At 47.6% G+C, this 20319-nt stretch carries 19 protein-coding genes; all 19 read right to left on the bottom strand.

Going from position 1 to position 20319, the window contains the following annotated elements:
• Window positions 1-59 precede the first annotated feature (59 nt).
• The gene (locus AC58QG_RS30410) at window positions 60-578 is read right to left on the bottom strand and encodes a CDP-alcohol phosphatidyltransferase family protein (protein WP_497365789.1); all 519 of its coding nucleotides are present in this window, start codon (window positions 576-578) and stop codon (window positions 60-62) included.
• A 206-nt stretch (window positions 579-784) separates the two neighbouring features.
• Entirely contained in the window at window positions 785-1003 is a 219-nt protein-coding gene (locus tag AC58QG_RS30405; RefSeq protein ID WP_497365788.1) for a DNA-directed RNA polymerase subunit beta, read from the bottom strand.
• A 25-nt stretch (window positions 1004-1028) separates the two neighbouring features.
• A complete protein-coding gene (locus tag AC58QG_RS30400; RefSeq protein WP_497365787.1) occupies window positions 1029-1895 on the bottom strand; it encodes a flagellar hook-basal body protein in 867 nt (288 codons plus the stop codon).
• 24 nt (window positions 1896-1919) lie between these two features.
• Window positions 1920-2813, bottom strand: a complete 894-nt coding sequence (locus AC58QG_RS30395) for a flagellar hook-basal body protein (protein ID WP_497365786.1) — start codon at window positions 2811-2813, stop codon at window positions 1920-1922.
• A 28-nt stretch (window positions 2814-2841) separates the two neighbouring features.
• Window positions 2842-3840, bottom strand: coding sequence for a rod shape-determining protein (locus AC58QG_RS30390; protein WP_436233409.1), 999 nt, complete (start codon window positions 3838-3840; stop codon window positions 2842-2844).
• Window positions 3841-4014: 174 nt separating this feature from the next.
• Complete coding sequence (gene spoIIID / locus AC58QG_RS30385; protein WP_497365785.1) at window positions 4015-4305, bottom strand: sporulation transcriptional regulator SpoIIID; 291 nt, start codon at window positions 4303-4305, stop codon at window positions 4015-4017.
• Window positions 4306-4550: 245 nt separating this feature from the next.
• Entirely contained in the window at window positions 4551-5288 is a 738-nt protein-coding gene (locus tag AC58QG_RS30380; RefSeq protein ID WP_497365784.1) for a peptidoglycan DD-metalloendopeptidase family protein, read from the bottom strand.
• An 82-nt stretch (window positions 5289-5370) separates the two neighbouring features.
• The gene (gene spoIID, locus AC58QG_RS30375) at window positions 5371-6420 is read right to left on the bottom strand and encodes a stage II sporulation protein D (RefSeq protein WP_497365783.1); all 1050 of its coding nucleotides are present in this window, start codon (window positions 6418-6420) and stop codon (window positions 5371-5373) included.
• A 698-nt stretch (window positions 6421-7118) separates the two neighbouring features.
• Window positions 7119-8438: a UDP-N-acetylglucosamine 1-carboxyvinyltransferase gene (murA, locus tag AC58QG_RS30370; RefSeq protein WP_497365875.1), complete on the bottom strand. Its 1320-nt coding sequence runs from the start codon at window positions 8436-8438 to the stop codon at window positions 7119-7121.
• A gap of 198 nt (window positions 8439-8636) precedes the next feature.
• Window positions 8637-8897, bottom strand: coding sequence for a DUF1146 domain-containing protein (locus AC58QG_RS30365; RefSeq protein WP_497365782.1), 261 nt, complete (start codon window positions 8895-8897; stop codon window positions 8637-8639).
• A gap of 19 nt (window positions 8898-8916) precedes the next feature.
• Window positions 8917-11418 (bottom strand): S8 family serine peptidase, encoded by a 2502-nt coding sequence (locus AC58QG_RS30360; protein WP_497365781.1) that lies wholly within the window; start codon window positions 11416-11418, stop codon window positions 8917-8919.
• 308 nt (window positions 11419-11726) lie between these two features.
• A complete protein-coding gene (locus AC58QG_RS30355) occupies window positions 11727-13205 on the bottom strand; it encodes an NADH-quinone oxidoreductase subunit N (protein WP_497365874.1) in 1479 nt (492 codons plus the stop codon).
• A 37-nt stretch (window positions 13206-13242) separates the two neighbouring features.
• Window positions 13243-14865, bottom strand: coding sequence for a complex I subunit 4 family protein (locus AC58QG_RS30350; RefSeq protein ID WP_497365780.1), 1623 nt, complete (start codon window positions 14863-14865; stop codon window positions 13243-13245).
• Entirely contained in the window at window positions 14855-16777 is a 1923-nt protein-coding gene (gene nuoL, locus AC58QG_RS30345) for an NADH-quinone oxidoreductase subunit L (RefSeq protein WP_497365779.1), read from the bottom strand. Before nuoL ends, AC58QG_RS30350 begins: the two co-directional genes overlap by 11 nt.
• Before the next feature lie 15 nt (window positions 16778-16792).
• The gene (nuoK, locus tag AC58QG_RS30340) at window positions 16793-17104 is read right to left on the bottom strand and encodes an NADH-quinone oxidoreductase subunit NuoK (protein WP_497365778.1); all 312 of its coding nucleotides are present in this window, start codon (window positions 17102-17104) and stop codon (window positions 16793-16795) included.
• Between the two features lie 2 nt (window positions 17105-17106).
• Complete coding sequence (locus AC58QG_RS30335) at window positions 17107-17637, bottom strand: NADH-quinone oxidoreductase subunit J (RefSeq protein WP_497365777.1); 531 nt, start codon at window positions 17635-17637, stop codon at window positions 17107-17109.
• Entirely contained in the window at window positions 17630-18082 is a 453-nt protein-coding gene (nuoI, locus tag AC58QG_RS30330) for an NADH-quinone oxidoreductase subunit NuoI (protein ID WP_497258854.1), read from the bottom strand. Before nuoI ends, AC58QG_RS30335 begins: the two co-directional genes overlap by 8 nt.
• A 131-nt stretch (window positions 18083-18213) precedes the next feature.
• Window positions 18214-19218, bottom strand: a complete 1005-nt coding sequence (gene nuoH, locus AC58QG_RS30325) for an NADH-quinone oxidoreductase subunit NuoH (RefSeq protein ID WP_497365776.1) — start codon at window positions 19216-19218, stop codon at window positions 18214-18216.
• Window positions 19218-20318, bottom strand: a complete 1101-nt coding sequence (locus tag AC58QG_RS30320; protein WP_497243359.1) for an NADH-quinone oxidoreductase subunit D — start codon at window positions 20316-20318, stop codon at window positions 19218-19220. Before AC58QG_RS30320 ends, nuoH begins: the two co-directional genes overlap by 1 nt.
• Between the last annotated feature and the right edge of the window lies 1 nt (window position 20319).

The following is a 20319-nucleotide window of genomic DNA, read 5'->3' as shown; positions in this document are numbered from 1 at the left end:
TTATGTAACGGTCTGTATGACAGACCCCTACATAGGCTCTTTTTCGTTTATTTGTATCATTATTTCGCTCGTGCCCCTCGATTTAGTAGAAGGAACTGGAAAATGTAAATAAATGATGTTAAGAAGGAGACCCCTATGACATACCATAAATACGTGATGGCGAAGGTGAATTCAAACACAATAAAGAGGATGGCGAAATAGTAGAGTACCGTCGTTAGCTTCCCCATAACGTTCGCTGGAACGGTCAGTTTGCCTCTAAAATGAAAGAAGGCGGAGCCAAGAATCATGCCTGCGTCACGGATAAACATAGCCACTGCTGCCTGCCAAGGAATCATCTCTGAAATGAGGAGAGAGAGGATAACCGCAATCATCATGCACTTATCTGCAAGCGGGTCTAGCATAACACCCATAGGGGTGATCAGCTTGCGCGTTCTGGCGATGTAGCCATCCAGGATATCCGTCAGTCCAGCTACAAGCAGAATGATGAAGGAGGTTCGGATATGGCCATTGAAAAAAAGCACGAGATACACGGGGATTAGTACAAACCTGCTAATCGTGAGCATGTTCGGTATATTCAAGGTACTCCTCCTGCGCCTAAGTATCCGATCCGAAATTTCAATATTTGGTAGATAAAGTCTTTCTTCATTATACCGCTGCCCGCACACAAAATAAACCACTAAACCGTCTTTCTCGGACGGAGGGGTTTATCCAGACATTTTGCTCTCTTATGAAGTGAAACTTAAACATGCTATAGGTAAAATAAAACTCCCATGCGGGAGTTCAATTAATTTGCAAAAACGAGATCGTATAAATGCCGCCATGTGCTAATATGTAAGATTTCTGATGAAGGTTGATTTCCCAGCTTCGTGTAGCCCACCCATAAACCAATATAGATAGCTAGAAGAGCCAGCACGGGAATACGTACAATTTTGAAAATAAGCCATAGGATCTTCTGCCATCTAGGCCTTGGCTTCTTCTTAACTGGAGCAGGCTTATCTGTCATCGAGCCTATCCCTTCCTTTCTACGATCAAGCACGTAAATTGTTAGCCATGTTCATCATCTGATCGGAGGATGTGATAGCCCGGGAATTCAGCTGTAACGCTCGTTGTACAATAACCAGGTCCGTCATTTCATCCGAGAGTGTCACATTCGATTGTTCTAGAAAGCCCTGCATTAAGCTAACCCGAGTTGCCTGTGTGGCAGCCACAGCATTTAGATCTTGCAAGATATTCGCTTTCTCGGCCTCAGTAATCCCCGCTGGAAGCGTGTATAAATTATCTCCCACATCTTGAAGAAGTTGCGGCCGCACGACACGAACAAGCTTGATTTGACCTAATGTCACGGGTGCTGCTGCTGGATCCTGTTCATTGTAGCCTTGGATAGTACCATCTTTCTCAACGACTGGTCGTATGCCTGATGGTACACTAATCGGGCTTCCATCGATATCTGCGACATAATGGCCCTCTTTGGTCGTAAGAACCGTTCCGCCTTGCCCATTCGGCGTTAAGCTGAATGCCCCGTTACGTGTCCAAGCGGGCTGAAACACTTGATTGCCGTTCTCGTCCACTTTGCTCACAGCAACTTCAAACAAACCATCGCCTTGAATGGCGAAGTCCGTTGTATTGCCCGTCGGCTGGATCGGTCCTTGTGCCAAATTCGTCTGAATTTGCACGAGCCTCGATCCCCAACCTTGGTTGAAACCGAGTGGTGAGAAGCGTCCTTGCTGGCGGAACCCTTCGGGTTGTGTTTGAACGTTCGTCAACACGTCCTCGAAGGAGGCTTCTTTCTTCTTGAAACCATTGGTATTCACATTTGCTATGTTATTGGAGAGAATATCCAGCTTTTGCTGTAAGCTGTGCATGGATACCGATGAGTTGATCATGGAATTGTTCATGGCTGGCTCCTTCGCAAGCTAGATTTAGACGCGTCCTACTTCATTTGCTGCTTTGTCCATACTTTTGTCATACGACTGGATAACCTTCTGATTCGCTTCATAGGCGCGGAGAGCCGACATCATATCCACCATTGATTGCGCGGAATCCACGTTCGAACGCTCGATATAGCCTTGACGCACTTCAACTTGGTCGCCAGGCGCTACTTGCGTGATCGTCGCTTCATCCCCCGGATTAATACGCAACAACCCGTTCCCCTCGCGGAGCAAGAGATTCGGATTCTCTGCACGAGAAAGCATCAAGCCAATCGGCGCACCCCCGGCATCCAGAATCGGACGACCGTCGCTGTCCATGAATTCACCCTTACCCGTCACTTTGAAATTGGAAATCGGTTGCCCGGCTCCATCCAACAAGACCAAGGGTTGTCCATCTCGACCTAGCACTTGTTCACCATTGGCATTAACAAGTTGGCCCGCTGCATCAACCGTGAACTTCCCGTTCAACGAGTATCGCTGCTCACCATTCGGGTTCAGCACCGTAAATAAAGCCTGGGGTTGAAACGTGCGCTCCCCATCCTCATTCACGTACTTCCCTGTAGCATCGAACGTTATGCCAGGCACTTGAATGTTGGATACAAGCGCAAAGTCGAAGGGATTCTGGGTTTCCTGCAGATCACCTTGCGTATGAACGGAGATACTCTCCTCGGAGAATACACCTAAGCTCATCTTCCCAAGCGGCGCTGGAGAGGCACCTTGTCCACCGCGAATCGTAGCGATAAGCATTTCTGGAAACGAACGCGACAAAGCATTTCCCTGCTTAAAGCCTGGGGAGTTCAAGTTGGCAATGTTATTCGTTATGGTATCGTGTCTGCGTTGCTCAGAAATCATCCCTGCCGCCGCGGTATACAGTCCTCTTAACATCTAGTCACCTCTTAGATAGTGTATCTAATTAAAATTTGCGTTTGGTTACTTTATCTAAATTATCCAGCATGATCCCTGTGCCTTTAACAACACAAGACATTGGATCTTCTGCGATAAGTACAGGAACTTTCAACTCATCTGCAAGCAATTGATCAAGTCCATGCAACAATGCGCCGCCGCCTGTCAGAATAACGCCACGGTCAATAATATCTGCCGATAACTCTGGTGGTGTCCGCTCAAGAACGCTCTTCGCCGCTGTGACGATCGAGGAAACCGGATCCCATAGTGCTTCCTGTACCTCGCTGGAGTGGATCGTAATCGTCAATGGAAGTCCAGAAACCATATCTCTTCCGCGAATATCCATCTCTTGATCTCGCCCATGTGGATATACCGTTCCGATTTTCAACTTAATGTCTTCGCTTGTCCGTTCACCGATCAACAGCTTGTACTTATTTTTGATATACTTCATGATCGCTGTATCGAACTTGTCACCGGCGATCTTGATGGAAGAGGAGGTGACGATGTCGCCCATGGATAACACGGCAACATCTGTCGTCCCTCCGCCAATATCTACAACCATGTTACCGCTAGGCTGGAAGATGTCCATGCCGGCGCCTATTGCTGCTGCCTTCGGTTCTTCTTCCATGAATACCTCTCGGGCACCGCTGCGTTCAGCTGCTTCGCGAATCGCTTTCTGCTCAACTGAGGTAATGTTGGTAGGGGCGCAGATCAGTATTCTCGGGTGAGAATACCAATTCTTGCCCCCAATTTTTGCAATGAAGTGCTTCAACATCATTTCCGTAATATCAAAATCCGCGATAACACCGTCCTTAAGAGGACGAATCGCAATAATGTTACCAGGTGTTCTACCTACCATGCGGAAGGCTTCTTCTCCTACAGCCAACACGCGTTTCGTATCGCTTTCAATCGCAACTACGGATGGCTCATCAAGCACAACTCCGCGACCTTTTACATGAATAAGCACATTTGCCGTGCCGAGATCTATTCCAATATCCTTGCTGAACATTTCTAATTAATCCTCCCTAAACCTACCGTCCATCCCGTGAAGAATCGGCGCTCTGATATACAGTTCTAATTATAAGCTAAATTCGCTATAAATGCATGTTTTCCTCTTTTTCCGTGAAATTTCGACACGTCCAGTTAAAGGAAACTTAGGAAACATCTCGGGATGAAGGGTACCTTAGGACTTAACCGTAACAAGGATTTCGGAATGCTTAGGATTACGGGTCTTACGATACTTAATTTTCGTCGCTTCTCCTCCCCTAAGGTGCCGGATGGACTTGTGATACTCCAAAATGTGCTTCACCTGATTAGCCAGGTCTGGGTTGATTTCCGGTAATCTTTCCGTCAAATCCTTATGCACCGTGCTTTTGGAAACGCCGAATTCCTTAGCAATGGTGCGAACCGTATTCTTGGTCTCGACGATACAGGTACCAATCTTAATGGTTCGCTCTTTGATGTAATCGTGCACTCCCCTCGCCTCCCTACTCGAGATAGTTTGGTAAAGTATATGAGGGGCATGACTAGATATTCTACGTAACCAAGCCTGACAAGCTCATTTCCCATATTTATTTTCAAAATAATGAAAGAAGATCCGCTTTAGGTGCCCAAACAGGTCAAATATTCAAGAAAAATATGAAAAAGCAGCAGGAGTATCCCCCGCTGCCTTTCACTATGTAGGCCTTAGCCTATGTATCGACTTGCTCGAAGTTCGGCTTACTGCTTCGCGTTCAAGAGGTTTTCTGGGTTAACGGCTGCATTGTCGCTAACTTGACGTACTTCAAAGTGTAAGTGAACGCCATCTTCCTTCTCGAAATCGTTGCTGCCAGCTTTGGCGATGATATCGCCTTTCTTCACTTCTGCACCCTTAGTTACCTTCACATCAGATAAGCTTTGGTAAATACTGATCAAGCCGTTGCTATGTGTAATCTCAACCAGCTTGCCCACAACAGGGCTTTGCTCTACTGCCGTAACTTTACCGCCAAGTGCCGCTAGAACATCAAATGCTGCGCCATCTTTGGCTTTCAAATCAATTGCCGTGTGCGGTGTAAGTTGATCAAGGTATTCGATCATAGCCGCTGCTTTCACATCATTGGATGCATTCGTATCGTAGTAAGGAATCGCTACTTCGACAGCTGCTCTGTCTTTCACAGGCCATTGCATCGCTTCAGTAGTTCCGTTAACCGCTACTGCCCCATCATGTGGTGCTTTCGGATTATCGGTTTGTTCATTGCTGCTAACCTCAATACCCAGTTCATCTTGGCTGACTGTTTTCGTTCCTGCTCCCTGGTACACCCACATTAAGGTTAAGATAATTGCTGCTGCTGCCACATACGTCGCTGGGAATACCCATTTCTTAGCAAGCAACCTCTTCCATGCAGATGTTGGACCTTGTGCTCCTTGAACAGTTTTAGGAGCTTCTTCTTTCTGAAAACCTTTGTTATTATCACTCATGGTTATCACCTCATCAACCATTCTTGACACATTCCAAGGTTTTATACTTGCAGAAAGATATTTTTATAGAAACGATAAAAGTTTAAGATTTATTGAGAATGGAGGCCGCATTTTCGATAGAGATGCCCGTGTAATAGTAGGTTACGATCTCCTCCGCGGTCTTCCCTTCCTTCGCCATGCCGTTGGCCCCCCACTGACTGAGACCAACCCCGTGGCCGTAACCGTAAGTGGTAATGGTAATTTGAGAGCCCGCCCATTTCCAAGCGAATTGAGAGGATGCTAGGCCAAGCTTCTCTCTTACCTCTCGTCCTGTGAAAACCTTGCCTCCTATTGTCATACTTTTTATGCGATGTCCAGTAGACCACGAGAGTACCTTCATACCTTTCGCACTCGTATCTGTTGTCGAGATACTAGGCACACCCAACTTCTGAAGCATCGTCTTATAGCTGATCGTAACACTCTCTTGATAGCGAGAGGAAAGCTTAATATCCCATGGACTAGGCACACTGCGTAAATAAGGGCTTTTGAAGGGCCAATACTCCTCCGAATTCTCGGTATAGCCATTACTTGTTGAGAAAAAAGTCGCATTGATCGGTTCGTGACCATAGGTAAGTATTTTACCCTTCGTTTCACTGACGGCTCTATCGATTTTGGCTATATTCGCTTCATACTTAGACTTGTCCCACTTCTCTCGAAGCTCTTGATCGGTCAGATAGGCCTGGTGGGCTATCGTATCTGTTACCAATGCGTTATTGACTGGCATATTGCTATAATCCTTCTCTATGACTCTACGCACGACGTAGGTTCTCGCTGCCATCGCTTGCGCCTTGAGTGCCTCTAGCTCGAAATCAACTGGCATTTCGGCAGCTAGCACCCCTCTTACATATTGCTCTAGTGGAACGGTTTGCACGGTTGCCTGTTTCGTCAAATACACAGGAATCATCAACCCTTGTTCAGCATTTGTCTCTTGCGTTGCTGCGCCTTCGATAGGGGCAGGGGGCCAAACATCACCATTCGGAATCTTCTTGACTAGCAATCCAGGTACGATGATAGTGACACACAACATAGAAGATAAGCAAACAGCCATCCACAGGATGACTCCTTTTCTGAGCACGCGTTTCTTTTTGAACATATGTCTGAGCAGCCTCCATAAGCGCGTTTACTAGCAGCAATTTTGGTATGTCTTAGCTTATGAGAGACGTTGCTAGAATAGAACTTGAACGAGGCTGAGAGTTAGCTGAGAGATAAACGTAATCTTGGTCTATTAGTTCGCCTGTTTCTAGACCGTCGAGGCTCCCTACCGGTTGCGGTTTAACTGGAAAACCTTCATTTATTTTCTCGTGAAATGCCTGATTTAGTCGATTAGCTGGAATATCTACAGTTAAAATCATTGAAATCAGTCATCTCAGCAAAGTTTCGTCAAATTAGCTACAGGAAATCCAGTTAGTTGATCTAGTGCAAGGAAACTGATTAAATTAACTGTACTTTTTACAGTTAAATATGGAGGGAGTTGCAGGTTGGTGGAGGCGGGAAAAGAGAGTAGAAGTAGAAAGAGTAGCTAGGGCGTGAGTAGGAGTAGGAGTAGGAGTAGGAGTAGGAGTAGGAGTAGGAATAGGAATAGAAGTAGAAGTAACAGTAAGAGTAGGAATAGGACTAGTAGATGTGTCAGAAATAGGACGTATTAGGGGACGCGCAAATGTAACAGTAGAGTCCTTGTAGAAGTAAAAGTGAGAGTTCGCGTGAGAGAGAGTAAGACACAGACCTCCGTAGTATAATAGCCCCTCAAATAAAAAGAACCACCAGGTTCGTTCCCTGATGGTTCTTCTTGTCTTACGCTAGCGTTGGCTGGATATTGAAGAATCCAAGCTCCGCTACTTCTTGCTCGATTTCTTGTGGAACCGAGCGATAAATATCGGCACCTAGCTCACGCAAAACATCCGTGATGTCGACATACCCACGATCAATGTGGTGAACACCCGTAATCTCCGTTTCACCCTCAGCTGCTAATGCCGCGAGAATAAGTGCCGCACCCGCACGCAGGTCTGTTGCACACACCTTTGCACCGCGCAGCTTGGAGTTACCACTGACGATAGCTGTCCGTCCATCTACTTTAATATTGGCGTTCATATTCGCGAATTCATCCACGTGCATGAACCGGTTCTCGAACACGGTCTCCGTGACAAGACTAGTTCCGTCGGCCACCATCAACAGCGCCATCATTTGCGACTGCATATCGGTTGGGAAGCCCGGATACGGCAACGTTTTCACGTCAACCGCACGAAGCGGACCTGTAGCACGAACGCGAATGCCGTTCTCGTCTTCTTCGACCGACACACCCATTTCCTGCAACTTGGAAATGACAGGACGAAGGTGGTCGCCAATCGCGCCCTCCATATACAGTTCACTGCCCGTAATCGCAGCAGCAATCATGTACGTTCCGGCTTCTACGCGATCTGGGATCACCGTATGTACGACGCCGCGAAGCTTCTCTACACCCTCAATGCGGATAACACCCGTTCCCGCACCGCGGATCACAGCGCCCATTGCATTCAGATAATTGGCCAAATCAACGATTTCCGGCTCTTTCGCCGCATTTTCAATCGTTGTCGTACCTTCCGCAAGCGTTGCGGCCATCATAATGTTCTCGGTTGCGCCAACGCTGGCGACATCCAAATAAATTTTGGCACCCTTCAGGCGCCCTTTCACTTTCGCTTCGATATAGCCTTGACCCAGTTCAATATCGGCACCCATCGCTTCAAAGCCTTTGAGATGCTGGTCAATCGGTCTTGTGCCAATCGCACAACCGCCTGGAAGCGAAATTCTCGCTTGACCTAACCTAGCTAACAAAGGACCCATAACGAGGAAAGAGGCTCTCATTTTACGGACTAGATCATAGGAAGCTTCACAGGTATTAATCTGCCCAGCTCTTACCCGAATCACCTGACGGTTGTATTCGACTTCAATTCCTAAGCTTTGTAATACTTTATTAATGACTAGTACATCGTCAAGGGGAGGCGCATCATGGATGACGCTTTCACCTTCCGACCCCAAAATGGAAGCCGCAATAATCGGCAGTACCGCATTCTTTGCTCCGTTGATTTTTACATTGCCAGCTAGCTTTCGGCCACCGCGGACGATAATTTTGCTCATCATGGTCCCTCCGCGCACTTATTTTAAAAGACAGGTTTCGCACATTTCCTAAGTTTATCATTTGGAGCAGCATAGATACAACTGTGTTCTTTTGGCAGTCAGAGATGCCCTACATAGAGTTCGAAGCCTTTTGTGATTTTCATTCCGTTCTATTATCCATTGTTGACAACAAACTTCTGCATTATTCGGAAAATCGCATTAAAACATCTTACTGAAGCTCATCGAGAGACCTAAATACTGAATGAAAAAACTTGCAACCAGCTGCCCGAGTCCGATCGAAAGTAAAATCTGCAGCATGATAGCTTGCGCGCCTTTGGGCCTTCGCAGCAACACATCAAAGCGGAACGCTTGCAGCGACCACCAGGCTAAACCGATGCAAAGAATATAGACGGCTATACTAGCCATGTTCATATACGACGCGTATTGCGCCACTTCACTCCATTTGTCCGTCTCGCCCATAGGTCACTCCTCTTCCATTTTACCGATTTACGACTCTGGCCAGCAATGTCACAAATTCAGCCCGTGTTGCTTGATCATCTGGATGGAAGGTGCCATCTGGAAATCCGCTGACCCAACCATCGGCTGCCATCTGTTTGAGAATGCCCACACCCCAGTAAGATTCACTCACATCGCTAAAAGGTGTATTGCCTCTCAACTTCCCTGTCATATTCATACTGCGCGCAAGCATTTGTGTCATCTCCATGCGAGTCAGCTTGCCGTCAGGGTCAAAGGTACCATCCGGGTAACCATCTACGATTGACGCCTGAACGGTTTTGGCGATGTCTGCATAAGCCCAATGTGAAGCTGCTAGATCACTAAACCGTAAATCCTTGCGTTTCGTCAAATGCAAAGCACGCGACAGCACGGTAGCCGCTTCTGCTCTAGTAATGGACTGATTTGGAGCAAAACGATAGTTCCCATAGCCACTAATCATGCCTTGCTGGGTAAGCTGAGTAATCGCATCTTGTGCCCAATGTCCAGCAATATCGACGTACCCACTGACAAGCCCATAACTATTTAACTGCAAGCGATACATCTGACTCATGAACCACTGATTAGCCTGAAGCTTAATATAATACGTCCCTTCGGGCAACGGTTTCTCGAAATTGAGCTGACTCGAACCGGATTCGCTGCGATAGGTACCTTGCTCCTGTAAGGAACTATTATATAAAGTCGCATATAACGTCCGTGAGGTAGGAATATTCGTTAATCTCACTTGGGCCAAGCTATCTGAAGTCAATCGGAATTCGAACCAATCGACGTCTTCATTTCGATTAAAAAGACCTTCATACCCTGCATTCATCGCAGCAAACGTAGCTTGATACGATCTGTCATTAGGCTCGTTCGGGTCAATCAATTTAGGCAAATACTCGATCTCTAACGTATATTCCCCTGTAATCGGCCCCGCATAATCTTTCACATTGCTAACGCGAATATAATATTGTCCAGGAAGCACTTCCATCAGTGAACTGACCTCTATGCCACCATCGCCAGCCTGATCAATCGTCGCCCCCTTCTCCCCTTCTTTCTGGAAAAGAAGCATAGGATCTATCCGCCCCGTATCGGTGGATAGCCGGAGACGCATCGTACCGGAGTGTTCAAGCGTCAGCGCAAACCAATCCACATCTCCTTTTTCATGAAAAGTACCTTTCAGGGTTTGACTGCGCTCTGGCAACGTAAAAGCTTTGTACTGCTTATCATTATCTTCAAAAGGATCCGTATAAATCACATAATCCGTTCGCAACGAATAATTCAGCGCGGTTTTACGTGTACGATCCACATTTTCTAGCTGCACATAGGTGCGTCCTTTGGTCACGGCCACCGTGAACAGCTGATTGCCATCAGCTCCATTGCCTGCCACAAAGCTTTGTCCGGAGTCAAAATTCACGCGGATACCTGAGCCGTCTTCCGGCTGCACACCTATTTGAATATACCCGTCGTACGCAGCATCAATCGCATACCAGTCCTGATCCTGCCCCGAGCTGAGATTCGCTTTGACCATCGTATGATTAGGCAGCGAAGCAGCCTCACCCGCTAGATCATTCGGCTCGAAGCGATCTTGCTTATAAGCATCCGTCAGCGCCTTCTCAATGTTCAATAAGCCGTAACCCGTCTTGGCGTCCCACCCTTTGGTCATCAAGTCCTGTGCTGTTTGTTCAATCTGTGATCGCACCTGATAAGCTGTCATCGCCGGGTATTTGCCCCAGACCAGCGCTGCCGCGGCTGCCACTTGAGGCGCTGCCATCGAGCTGCCATCCTGATACTGATAACCCCCGCCAAGAGCTGTCGTATACACATCCCAAGGCGCCATGACATCTAGCTCCGGGCCGTAATTTGAGCGTGGATCAGCTTGTTTATTGGGGCTTACGCCGCCAACGGAAAGCACTGTTGGATACGCCGCGGGGTATTTCACGCTTGTGCTTTCATTCCCAACAGCGGCGACAAGTAACACGTTATGATCCTCAGCGTATTGGACAACGCCTGCGAGGTAATCCGAGTATTTGTTCAAACCTAAGGAAAGGACAACAATTTTTGCCCCGTGATCGACTGCATATTTAATGCCTTCACCCAGCTTGGCTTCGCCGCCCGTCCCATCAGCTTCTAGCGCCTTAATTGGCATAATTTTGGCATTCGGGGCGATACCCGCAATCCCTTTATCGTTATTAATTGCAGCGGCAATTAAGCCAGCTACGTTCGTTCCGTGTCCATTATCATCAAAAGGCTTCTTCGAAGCCTGTAATAAGTTCACACCATCCACTAAATTGCCAATTAAATCTGGATGCCCAAGGTCAACCCCTGTATCGACTACGGCGACTACAATCGGCGTACGAGCATCTCCTGCCGCCGCCCATGCTTGGTCAACGCGAATCATATCCAGATAGGTTTGCTTCACCCTCATGGGATCCGAAGACACCGCATAAGCTGCCTCTACGTTGCTCACGAACCCTGTTAGTCCTAGGACGAGCAGCGTAAGTAGCATGAGGCCTACGTATCGAAAATATGCCATCACATCAGGTCCTTTATCCCAAATTGAATCTCATTTGTCATTTACTTATATATCTATACCATATTAAACATCTTCTCGATACCTATAACGGTTCATCTTCGCAAAAAGTTCAGATCTTGTGAAATATTTTTTAAAATATTTTACAGGAAGTTGTCTAGCCTGAAAGTCTTTATTTCCGGGGAAATAGGCTGATAGACTTAGTATGTTTGTATCTAGCTAACGATCAAAATAAAAAAAGCCCTTCCTACATTTGGAGTAGGAAAGGCCTTATCATAACGCATTTACATGATGATGAAATCCTTCGTCAACGTAAAGATACTCTCAATGGCTTTCAGCACCAAGTGCGGTACCGCCCCAAGGGCCACGCTGATTAAAGCACATAACCACACAGTTATGCCTAATGGTACGGACACTTTGATAGCAGCCGGCTCATAATCGCTGCGCATGAACATTTGGCGTACGATGCTGAAATAATAGTAGAACGAGACTACGCTGGTTGCAATCATTAAAGCACCAAGCCAGTATTGCTGTGTCTGCATCGTTCCTAAGATAATGTAGAGCTTACCGAAGAATCCGCCAGATACAGGAATACCCGCTAAGGACAATATGAGCAGCACCATAGCTACAGCCGTTAAAGGAGCCCGATAGTACAGTCCCGCAAAGCCTTTAGCCTCGGTGTGTCCCTCTGCCTGCTCGATAATCATCAACACAGCGAAAGCGCCAATATTCATAAACATATAAGCAATTAAGTAGAAAATGAACTCCGAGAAATTGGCATAATGCGTGGCCGAAAAGTACGTTCCAATCGGTACGAGCAGATAACCGGCATTAGCTATACCCGAATAGGCGAGTAGCCTTTTCATATTCGTTTGCTTCAGTGCGATGAAATTCCCCACAACCATGGCTATTGCCGCCATAACGGATATGGCAAGGAACACATCGGACTGCAAATGGCTCTCTTCGAACCCGCTAAATCCGAACAATACATAGAAGACACGGAACAAGATAGCGAAGCCGGCCGCTTTGGACACGACAGCTAGAAATGCTGTAACCGGTGTTGGCGCTCCTTCATATACATCCGGTGCCCAGCTGTGGAAAGGCGCTGCAGCAATCTTGAAACCGAAGCCCGCCAATAGTAGGAAGAAGGCCACATAGAGTAACGGCTCATAGGAAGCTACCAACGACGGGAGGGCTGTACCAATCTCTTGCAGATTCGCAGAGCCGACCATGCCGTATAAGAAAGACATCCCGTACAGAATGATCGCGGATGAGATACCACCCATCACCAAGTACTTGAATGATCCTTCATTGGACTTGCTGTCTCTCTTCTTCATGGCAACCATGAGATAAGAGGTGATGCTGAGCAGTTCTAGGCCTACGTAGAGCGTGATTAAATCACCCGAGGATGACATAATCATGGCGCCTAACGCAGCAGGTAAATAGAAGTAATAATACTCCCCGACGTGTGGGATGCTATCCTCTTTCACAAAGCCTAAGCTCATGAAGACGATGAGTCCCGTACCGACAAGGGTACATAATTTAAGTAAGTTCGAGAAATCGTCGACACGATAGCTTTGATTCAAGAGTTGAATCGCTTCATCTGGATTCAATTGCAAGACGACGAACACGGCGGAAATCGCGATGCCGACTAAGGTCAACCATCCGATAATCGAACGACTGAATCGGTTCGGCAGAACCAAATCCAAGAGAGATAGGATGATCGCGGTAGCAACCAGCGCAAGCTCAGGGAGCAGATGCATCAAATCAGCAGCATGGAGTCTAATCTGTTCCACTGGACTAACCTCCTATCTTCCCGGCTACGCTATGGATCAATTGATCCAAGCTGCCAATGGTTTGTTGAAGCGGCTGACTCAGCACGCTTGGGTACACGCCCAGCAAGAGAATGAACGCGACCAAGGTAATCATCGGCACAGCCTCGATGAGACGCGCGTCGCGCATCCCTTGCTGCAGTAAGCTCGGCTGCTTAGGGCCGAACGTGATGTTCAATACCCCGCGAAGCACGTAAACCGCTGCGAAGATAATACCCAATGTACCGATAATCGCGTACACACGGTGTGTTTCAAAGAGTCCGACGAACGCGAGGAACTCACTGATGAAGCCGGATAAGCCTGGCAATCCGAGCGACGCCATTCCCCCAATCAGCAGAATACCGCTGATGAAAGGAATATTCTTGGCGAGACCGCCCAAGCGATCGAGCTGCGTGGTTTCGGTTCGCTCGTAGATGCTGCCGACGAGCAAGAACATTAGGGCTGAAATCAGACCGTGTGAGATCAGCTGGAACACGGCGCCTTGCAGACCTGCATTGTTGAAAGCCGCAAGTCCCAACAGGACGATGCCCATGTGGCTGATACTCGAGTAGGCGAGCACGAGTTTGAAATCCTTTTGGACCATCGCGAGCAGCGCGCCGTACACGATGTTAATGACACCGAGGAGCGCGAGCACCCACGCCCATTGCTGGGCTTCCGCCGGGAAGAACAGAATCCCGAAACGGATAAGGCCGTAGGCCCCCATTTTGAGCAAAATCCCGGAGTGAATCATAACAACAGCAGGCGGAGCCTCTGTATGTACCTTAAGCATCCACGTATGGAACGGGAAGATCGGTAATTTGATCCCGAAAGCGACCAATAGCATGATAAACACGGTCCATTTCATTGCTTGACTCATGAAGAACGGCGTGTCTGGCTGATTCACATAGGAGGCAGGATCCTGCAGCAAATTATGCGCAATCGTATGAATGTCGCCGCTATAGGAAATGATAGCCTCTGTCTGCGACGGATCTTGACTAAAGCCCGCTGTCGTAACCAGAATAAGGAAGGCAATCAGCATAATCGCTGAGCCAAGTCCGTTATATAGCAAGAAGCGATTAGCTGCTTGCTCCCGGTTCATGTACCCCCAAATTCCGATCAAGAAGAACATCGGCACTAGGGTAATTTCAAAGAACAGGAAGAACAAGAAGAGATCCTGTGCCATGAATACACCGAACATGCCTGTCTCTAGCAAAAGGAACAAAATGAAATACGTTTTCCAACGTTTCTTGATATAAACGGACGCTAGTGCGGCCATCGACGAGATTAGCGCTGTTAGAAAAACGAGTGGCAACGAAATGCCATCGACCGCCAACGAGTATTTAAACTCGAAGAAAAATTGTGTAATTTGCTGAATACCCTCGTGGTTCAAAGGGACTTTGATCCAATCGAGCTGTTCTTTATACTGGAGCGGATCACCCTGATAGTTATAGTCCACATACAGCCATGCCGCTAGAATAAGCGGAATCAACGTCGTGACGATACCAACCGTTTTGATCAAACGCCCACGATCCCCCCGAAGGAAGAGCAGGACGAGCACACCAAGCAGAGGTGAGAAGGCAATCATACTGAGAATGGGTAAGTTAGCCGGCATGTATGAACCTCCTTCCTGCAATGGCAAGTGCCAGAATCAGCATCCCTAGTAGCATGATGACCCCGTAGGACTGCAGTTGACCATTTTGGAGTCGGGAGCCTAAGCGTCCAAGACTAACCACGGTGAAAGCAACTAAGCGTACAATCCCATCAATGACGTAAATATCAATCAATTCCAAGATGTAACCTAGACCGCGAAGCGGTTTGACAACAATAGTCTCGTAGATTTCATCTATGAAATATTTGCGATTAAGCAACGTATACAACCAAGGCATTTTACTCGAAACGATGTCCCGAGGGATCGTGCGTTTCAGATAAATGAGGTAACCAAGTCCAATACCTAGCAATCCAGCTAGCGTGGACAAAATAATAACTGTCCAATTGGCCGTCTCCTCATGCTCCTGCCCTGTCAGCCAGTGACCCAGCCACTCGTTGAATGGCGTATTGACAAAGCCTGCAACGACGGCAAGCACAGCAAGCACGATAAGCGGAGTCGTCATGGAAGCCGGAGATTCATGCGGCTCATGAGCGTGATCATGCCCATGATCATCGTGATCCTCCGAAGCCTGCGCTTTCGCTCTAGGCGAGCCCATAAACACAAGGAAGAACAGGCGTGACATATAGAAAGCAGTGAAGAACGCTGCAATCACACCGACCCAGAACAGAAGCTGGTTATGCTCGTACGCTTCCGTGAGAATCATATCCTTCGACCAGAAGCCTGCGAATGGGAAGATACCAGCCAAAGCCAGCGTTCCGATCGCGAAAGTCCAGGTCGTGATTTTCATTTTGCGGGATAAGCCGCCCATTTCGTTGATATTTTGTGTATGAACCGCGTGAATCACACTGCCAGCACCCAAGAAGAGCAGCGCTTTGAAGAACGCATGTGTAAACAAGTGAAACATACCTGACGTAAATGAAACACCAATCCCCAGCGCCATCATCATGTATCCGAGTTGACTCACGGTCGAGTAAGCGAGAATCCGCTTGATATCGTTCTGTGCGATACCGATTGTAGCTGCGAATATGGCGGTAAATCCACCGACATAAGCAACAACCATCAAAGCATCCGGCGAGGCATGGAAAATATCAAACGTCCGCGCCACGAGGTACACCCCAGCAGCAACCATCGTTGCGGCATGGATCAGCGCCGAGATCGGCGTTGGCCCTTCCATTGCATCAGGTAACCAAGTGTGCAGCGGGAATTGACCGGATTTACCCATCGCCCCGATGAAAATCAAGACGGCGATCCAAGTGACGATCGTAGGGTCAATTTTGCCCGTTGTGAACGCATTATGTATCGATGTGAAATCAAGTGCATGCCCTGGCATGTATAGATACAACAACAGGATCGCGATGAATAAACCCACATCCCCGATACGAGTGACGATGAATGCCTTTTTGGCGGCAGCCTTCGCCTCTGGCTTGAAATACCAGAATCCCACGAGCAAGAAGGAACATACCCCTACAAGCTCCCAGAAGATGTAGAGCTCCATCATATTTTCGGAAATGACAAGACCGAGCATGGAGAAGGAAAACAGCGCAATATAGCCGAAAAACACGTGAATGCGCTCGTCACCTTTCATGTAGCCCTTGGAATAAATGTTAACCAACAACGAAACGAGCGTGACAATTACGAGCATCAGAGAGTTTAGATTAGTAACCTCAAACCCCATTTTTAGCGTAAAATCGCCCACCTGCAGCCAGTTCATTTTATCCCACGTGAAGTCTTCCACCTTGCCGCCAATACGCTCAACAAATATGAGCAAAGCCACAATAAATGAAAGCAACATCGCAAAAATACTAATGTAAATCCCTAAATCCTTCAGTTGACGTCCCATCGCCGTAAGCGCTAGAAAAGCAAGCAACGGAAACAATGGAATGAGCCAGGCGTACTGTGAATAGTCCGATACCATAGCCTTGTTAGCCTCCTAGCGCTTCATAGAATCCAAATCCGTAACTTCAACTGTACCTTTATTCCGGTAAATCGTGATCAATATGGCAATCCCCACAGCCGCCTCAGCAGCTGCAATCGTAATGTTAAAGAGGGAGAAAATCTGCCCCGTCAATGCGGGTTGATCCCCTAACTTCGAGAAGGCAATCAAGTTCAAGTTCACCGCATTGAGCATAAGCTCGATGGAGAGCAAGACGATAACCCCGTTTTTCTTCGTTAATGCGCCGTACAGTCCAATGCAGAATAGGATCGCCGCCAATGTAAGATAAGGAGTAATTAAGTTACCCAACGCTAATCCTCCTCTCTCTTCGCGACTACGATAGCACCAATGAACGCTACCGTCAGCAGCACGGACATGATTTCGAAGGGAATGACATGCACATTATAGAGCAATTTCCCGATTTCGAGTGTATTATCCTTGCCAGCATCCAAAGTCCCCGATGAAACGAAGGTCGATTTCTGAATCGCATAGAACAATACGCCGAATAATCCCACAGCGCCGAGAATGGCTAAGCCTTCATGCCATGGACGCTTTGGTCCCTCGTCTTCACCCTGTCTATGCTTCGTCATCATAATGCCGAAAATCATCAGAATCGAGATCGCTCCTGCATAAATCAGGACTTGCACAAAAGCGACAAACTCAGCTTCCAGGATGACATACAACCCAGCCAAACTAATAAATGTAAGGGCAATCGCGATAACCATGTGAACGACTTTCGTAAAAGAGATCATAAAGATTGCCCCGCCGATGGCGAGCAACGCGAAGATGAAGAACGCCCAGCTCGTACCGCTGGAGAGGAAATCACCGAGTCCACTAAACATCTTTCTTCGCGCCCCCTTTAGGCATCGCAGAATTGTTTTCTTGACGAATGTTTTGTGTGTTGTTGCTCAGCCATTCCATATTCTTAAACAAATCATCCCGACTGTAGCTGCTGAGCTCAAAATTGTTCGTCATTACGATCGCTTCTGTCGGACACACCTCTGTGCACAGATCGCATAGAATACAAATTTCGAAGTTGATGTCATACGTATCAATGACCTTCCCCTTTTTCTCAGGGTCTGGGTTCGCTTTTCCAGTTAACGTAATACACTCCGTCGGACATACACGCGCACATTGATTGCACACAATGCATTTCTCGGGATCAAAATATTGAATACCACGAAAGCGATCCGGCATTTTAAGCGGAACATCAGGGTATGCGTACGTTACTTTCTTCTCAGTCAAGTGCTTGAACGTGAAGCCTAAACCTTTCATAATGCCCTTCATGTGTTTCAACTCCTTCAAGTTTTGCGTTAGCAAAACTAACTTCGAAAGCATAGACTTAGCATTTTCCAGCGGAAAACTGACTTTGTAATCATGAATTTAACATGTTCCGAAGGCGCATATCTGTTCTTTGTTTAGAAGATCGTCATGATGATCGCCGTCACCAGCATGTTGACCAGTGCCAGTGGAAGCAGCACTTTCCAGCCAAATCCCATCAACTGATCAATCCGAACACGTGGCAGTGTCGCCCGCAGCCAGAAGAGGAAGAACACGACTGACGAGAATTTTAACAGGAACCACAGGACGCCTGGAATGAAATCAAGGAACCCGAATGGCGCATGCCAACCACCAAGGAATAGTAGACTGACGAGTGAAGCAATGACGAAGACGTACACATACTCAGATAGCATGAAAAAGGCGAAGCGGAAACCGCTGTATTCCACATGGTAGCCCGCAACGAGCTCGGATTCTGCTTCAGGTAAGTCAAATGGCGTACGATTAAGCTCAGACACACCCGCAATCACGAAAATGATGAAACCTAGGATCTGCGGAATGAAATTCCAGTGCCAGAAGCCGCCTGTTTGAGTATCAACAATGGTGTGCAGATTCAGGCTGCCCGTCATCATAACCACACCTACGACTGAAATAACCAACGGAACTTCGTAACTAATCATTTGAGCTGCAGATCGCATGCCGCCCAGCAACGCGTATTTATTGTTGGATGCCCAACCGCCAAGTATAATTCCGATGGTTGAGATCCCTGTTAGTGCTACGTAATAAAGCAATCCCACATTTAAATTCGCATTGAACATCCGATCCGAGAACGGAATGGTCGCAATGATCGTAAAAGACGGGATAAAGGTAATGATCGGTGCGAGAATGAAAAGCTCACGCTCGGCTTTCTTAGGAATAGTATCTTCCTTAATGAGTAGCTTGAATACGTCAGCAACGCTCTGCAGCAACCCGAATGGTCCTGTTCGGTTCGGTCCGATCCGCAGCTGCATCCAGCCGATAACCTTACGCTCGAAGTAGATCGCGTAGGTAACGAAACCGAGCACGAGCATCAGCATCACGATGCCCCAGAATAGGAAAACGAAGAAGTTCGTCCACGTCAGACTCTCTTCCAATAGATTGACCATTAGGCATCCACCTCCCCAACGACGATATCGATGCCGCCGAGAATCGTAATGAGATTAGTCATCGACTCCCCGACCAGAAGCTTGGGCAATATTTGCAGATTCACGAAGGATGGTCTGCGGAATTTCAACCGGTAAGGCTCTTGTTTACCTCGGGAAATAATATGACAACCAATCTCCCCACGCGGAGACTCGATTGCTGCATAAATTTCACCTTCAGGCGGTCGAATGACTCTCGGCACTTTGCCCATGGTTTCGCCACCCTCAGGGAACACGTCTAAGGCTTGTTCCAGGATGCGAAGGGACTGTTTAATCTCTTCCATACGAATCAAATAACGGTCATAGCAATCCCCGCCATTACGCACAGGCACATCGAACTGGAAGCGGCTGTACAGGCTGTAGGGCTGCGTTTTGCGAATATCCCAGTCTACACCCGTACAACGCAGGTTCGCCCCGCTAAGGCCATAAGCAATGGCTGTCTCAGCGTCATATTTACCTACACCCTTGATCCGTGAAAGGAAAATCTCATTTCCAGTAACAAGCGTGTGATACTCTTCTAATTTGCCGTACATATAAGGCACGAATTTCCGTACTTTCTCGATCCAGCCTTCTGGTGCGTCCCACTTCACGCCGCCTACACGCATGTAGTTGTACGTTAAACGAGCGCCGCACAATTCATTGAATAGATCGATAATGATTTCGCGATCACGGAACGCATATAAGAATGGACTCATCGCTCCGATATCCAGCAGGTACGTTCCCCACCACACCATATGTGACGCGATACGCTGCAGTTCCATCACGATAAGTCGAAGGAACTCCGCGCGTTCAGGGATTTCTAGCCCCATCATTCTCTCTACGGCGTTAACTAACGCGTAGTTGGTCGTCATCGCCGATACATAATCCATACGGTCGGTGTAAGGGATGATTTGGGTATAGCTGAGGTTCTCAGCCAATTTCTCTGTTCCTCTATGTAAGTAGCCCATAACGGGTATTGCTTCACGAATAATTTCACCATCCAGCTTTACGATCACGCGGAAAACCCCGTGAGTACTAGGATGCTGAGGACCAACGTTCAACAGGAGCTCTTCTGTCCGTAACACG

Source organism: Paenibacillus sp. J22P169 (genome assembly GCF_059691995.1).
The sequence above is the reverse complement of the archived record's forward strand: the minus strand, read 5'-3'. Positions and strand labels throughout refer to the sequence as shown.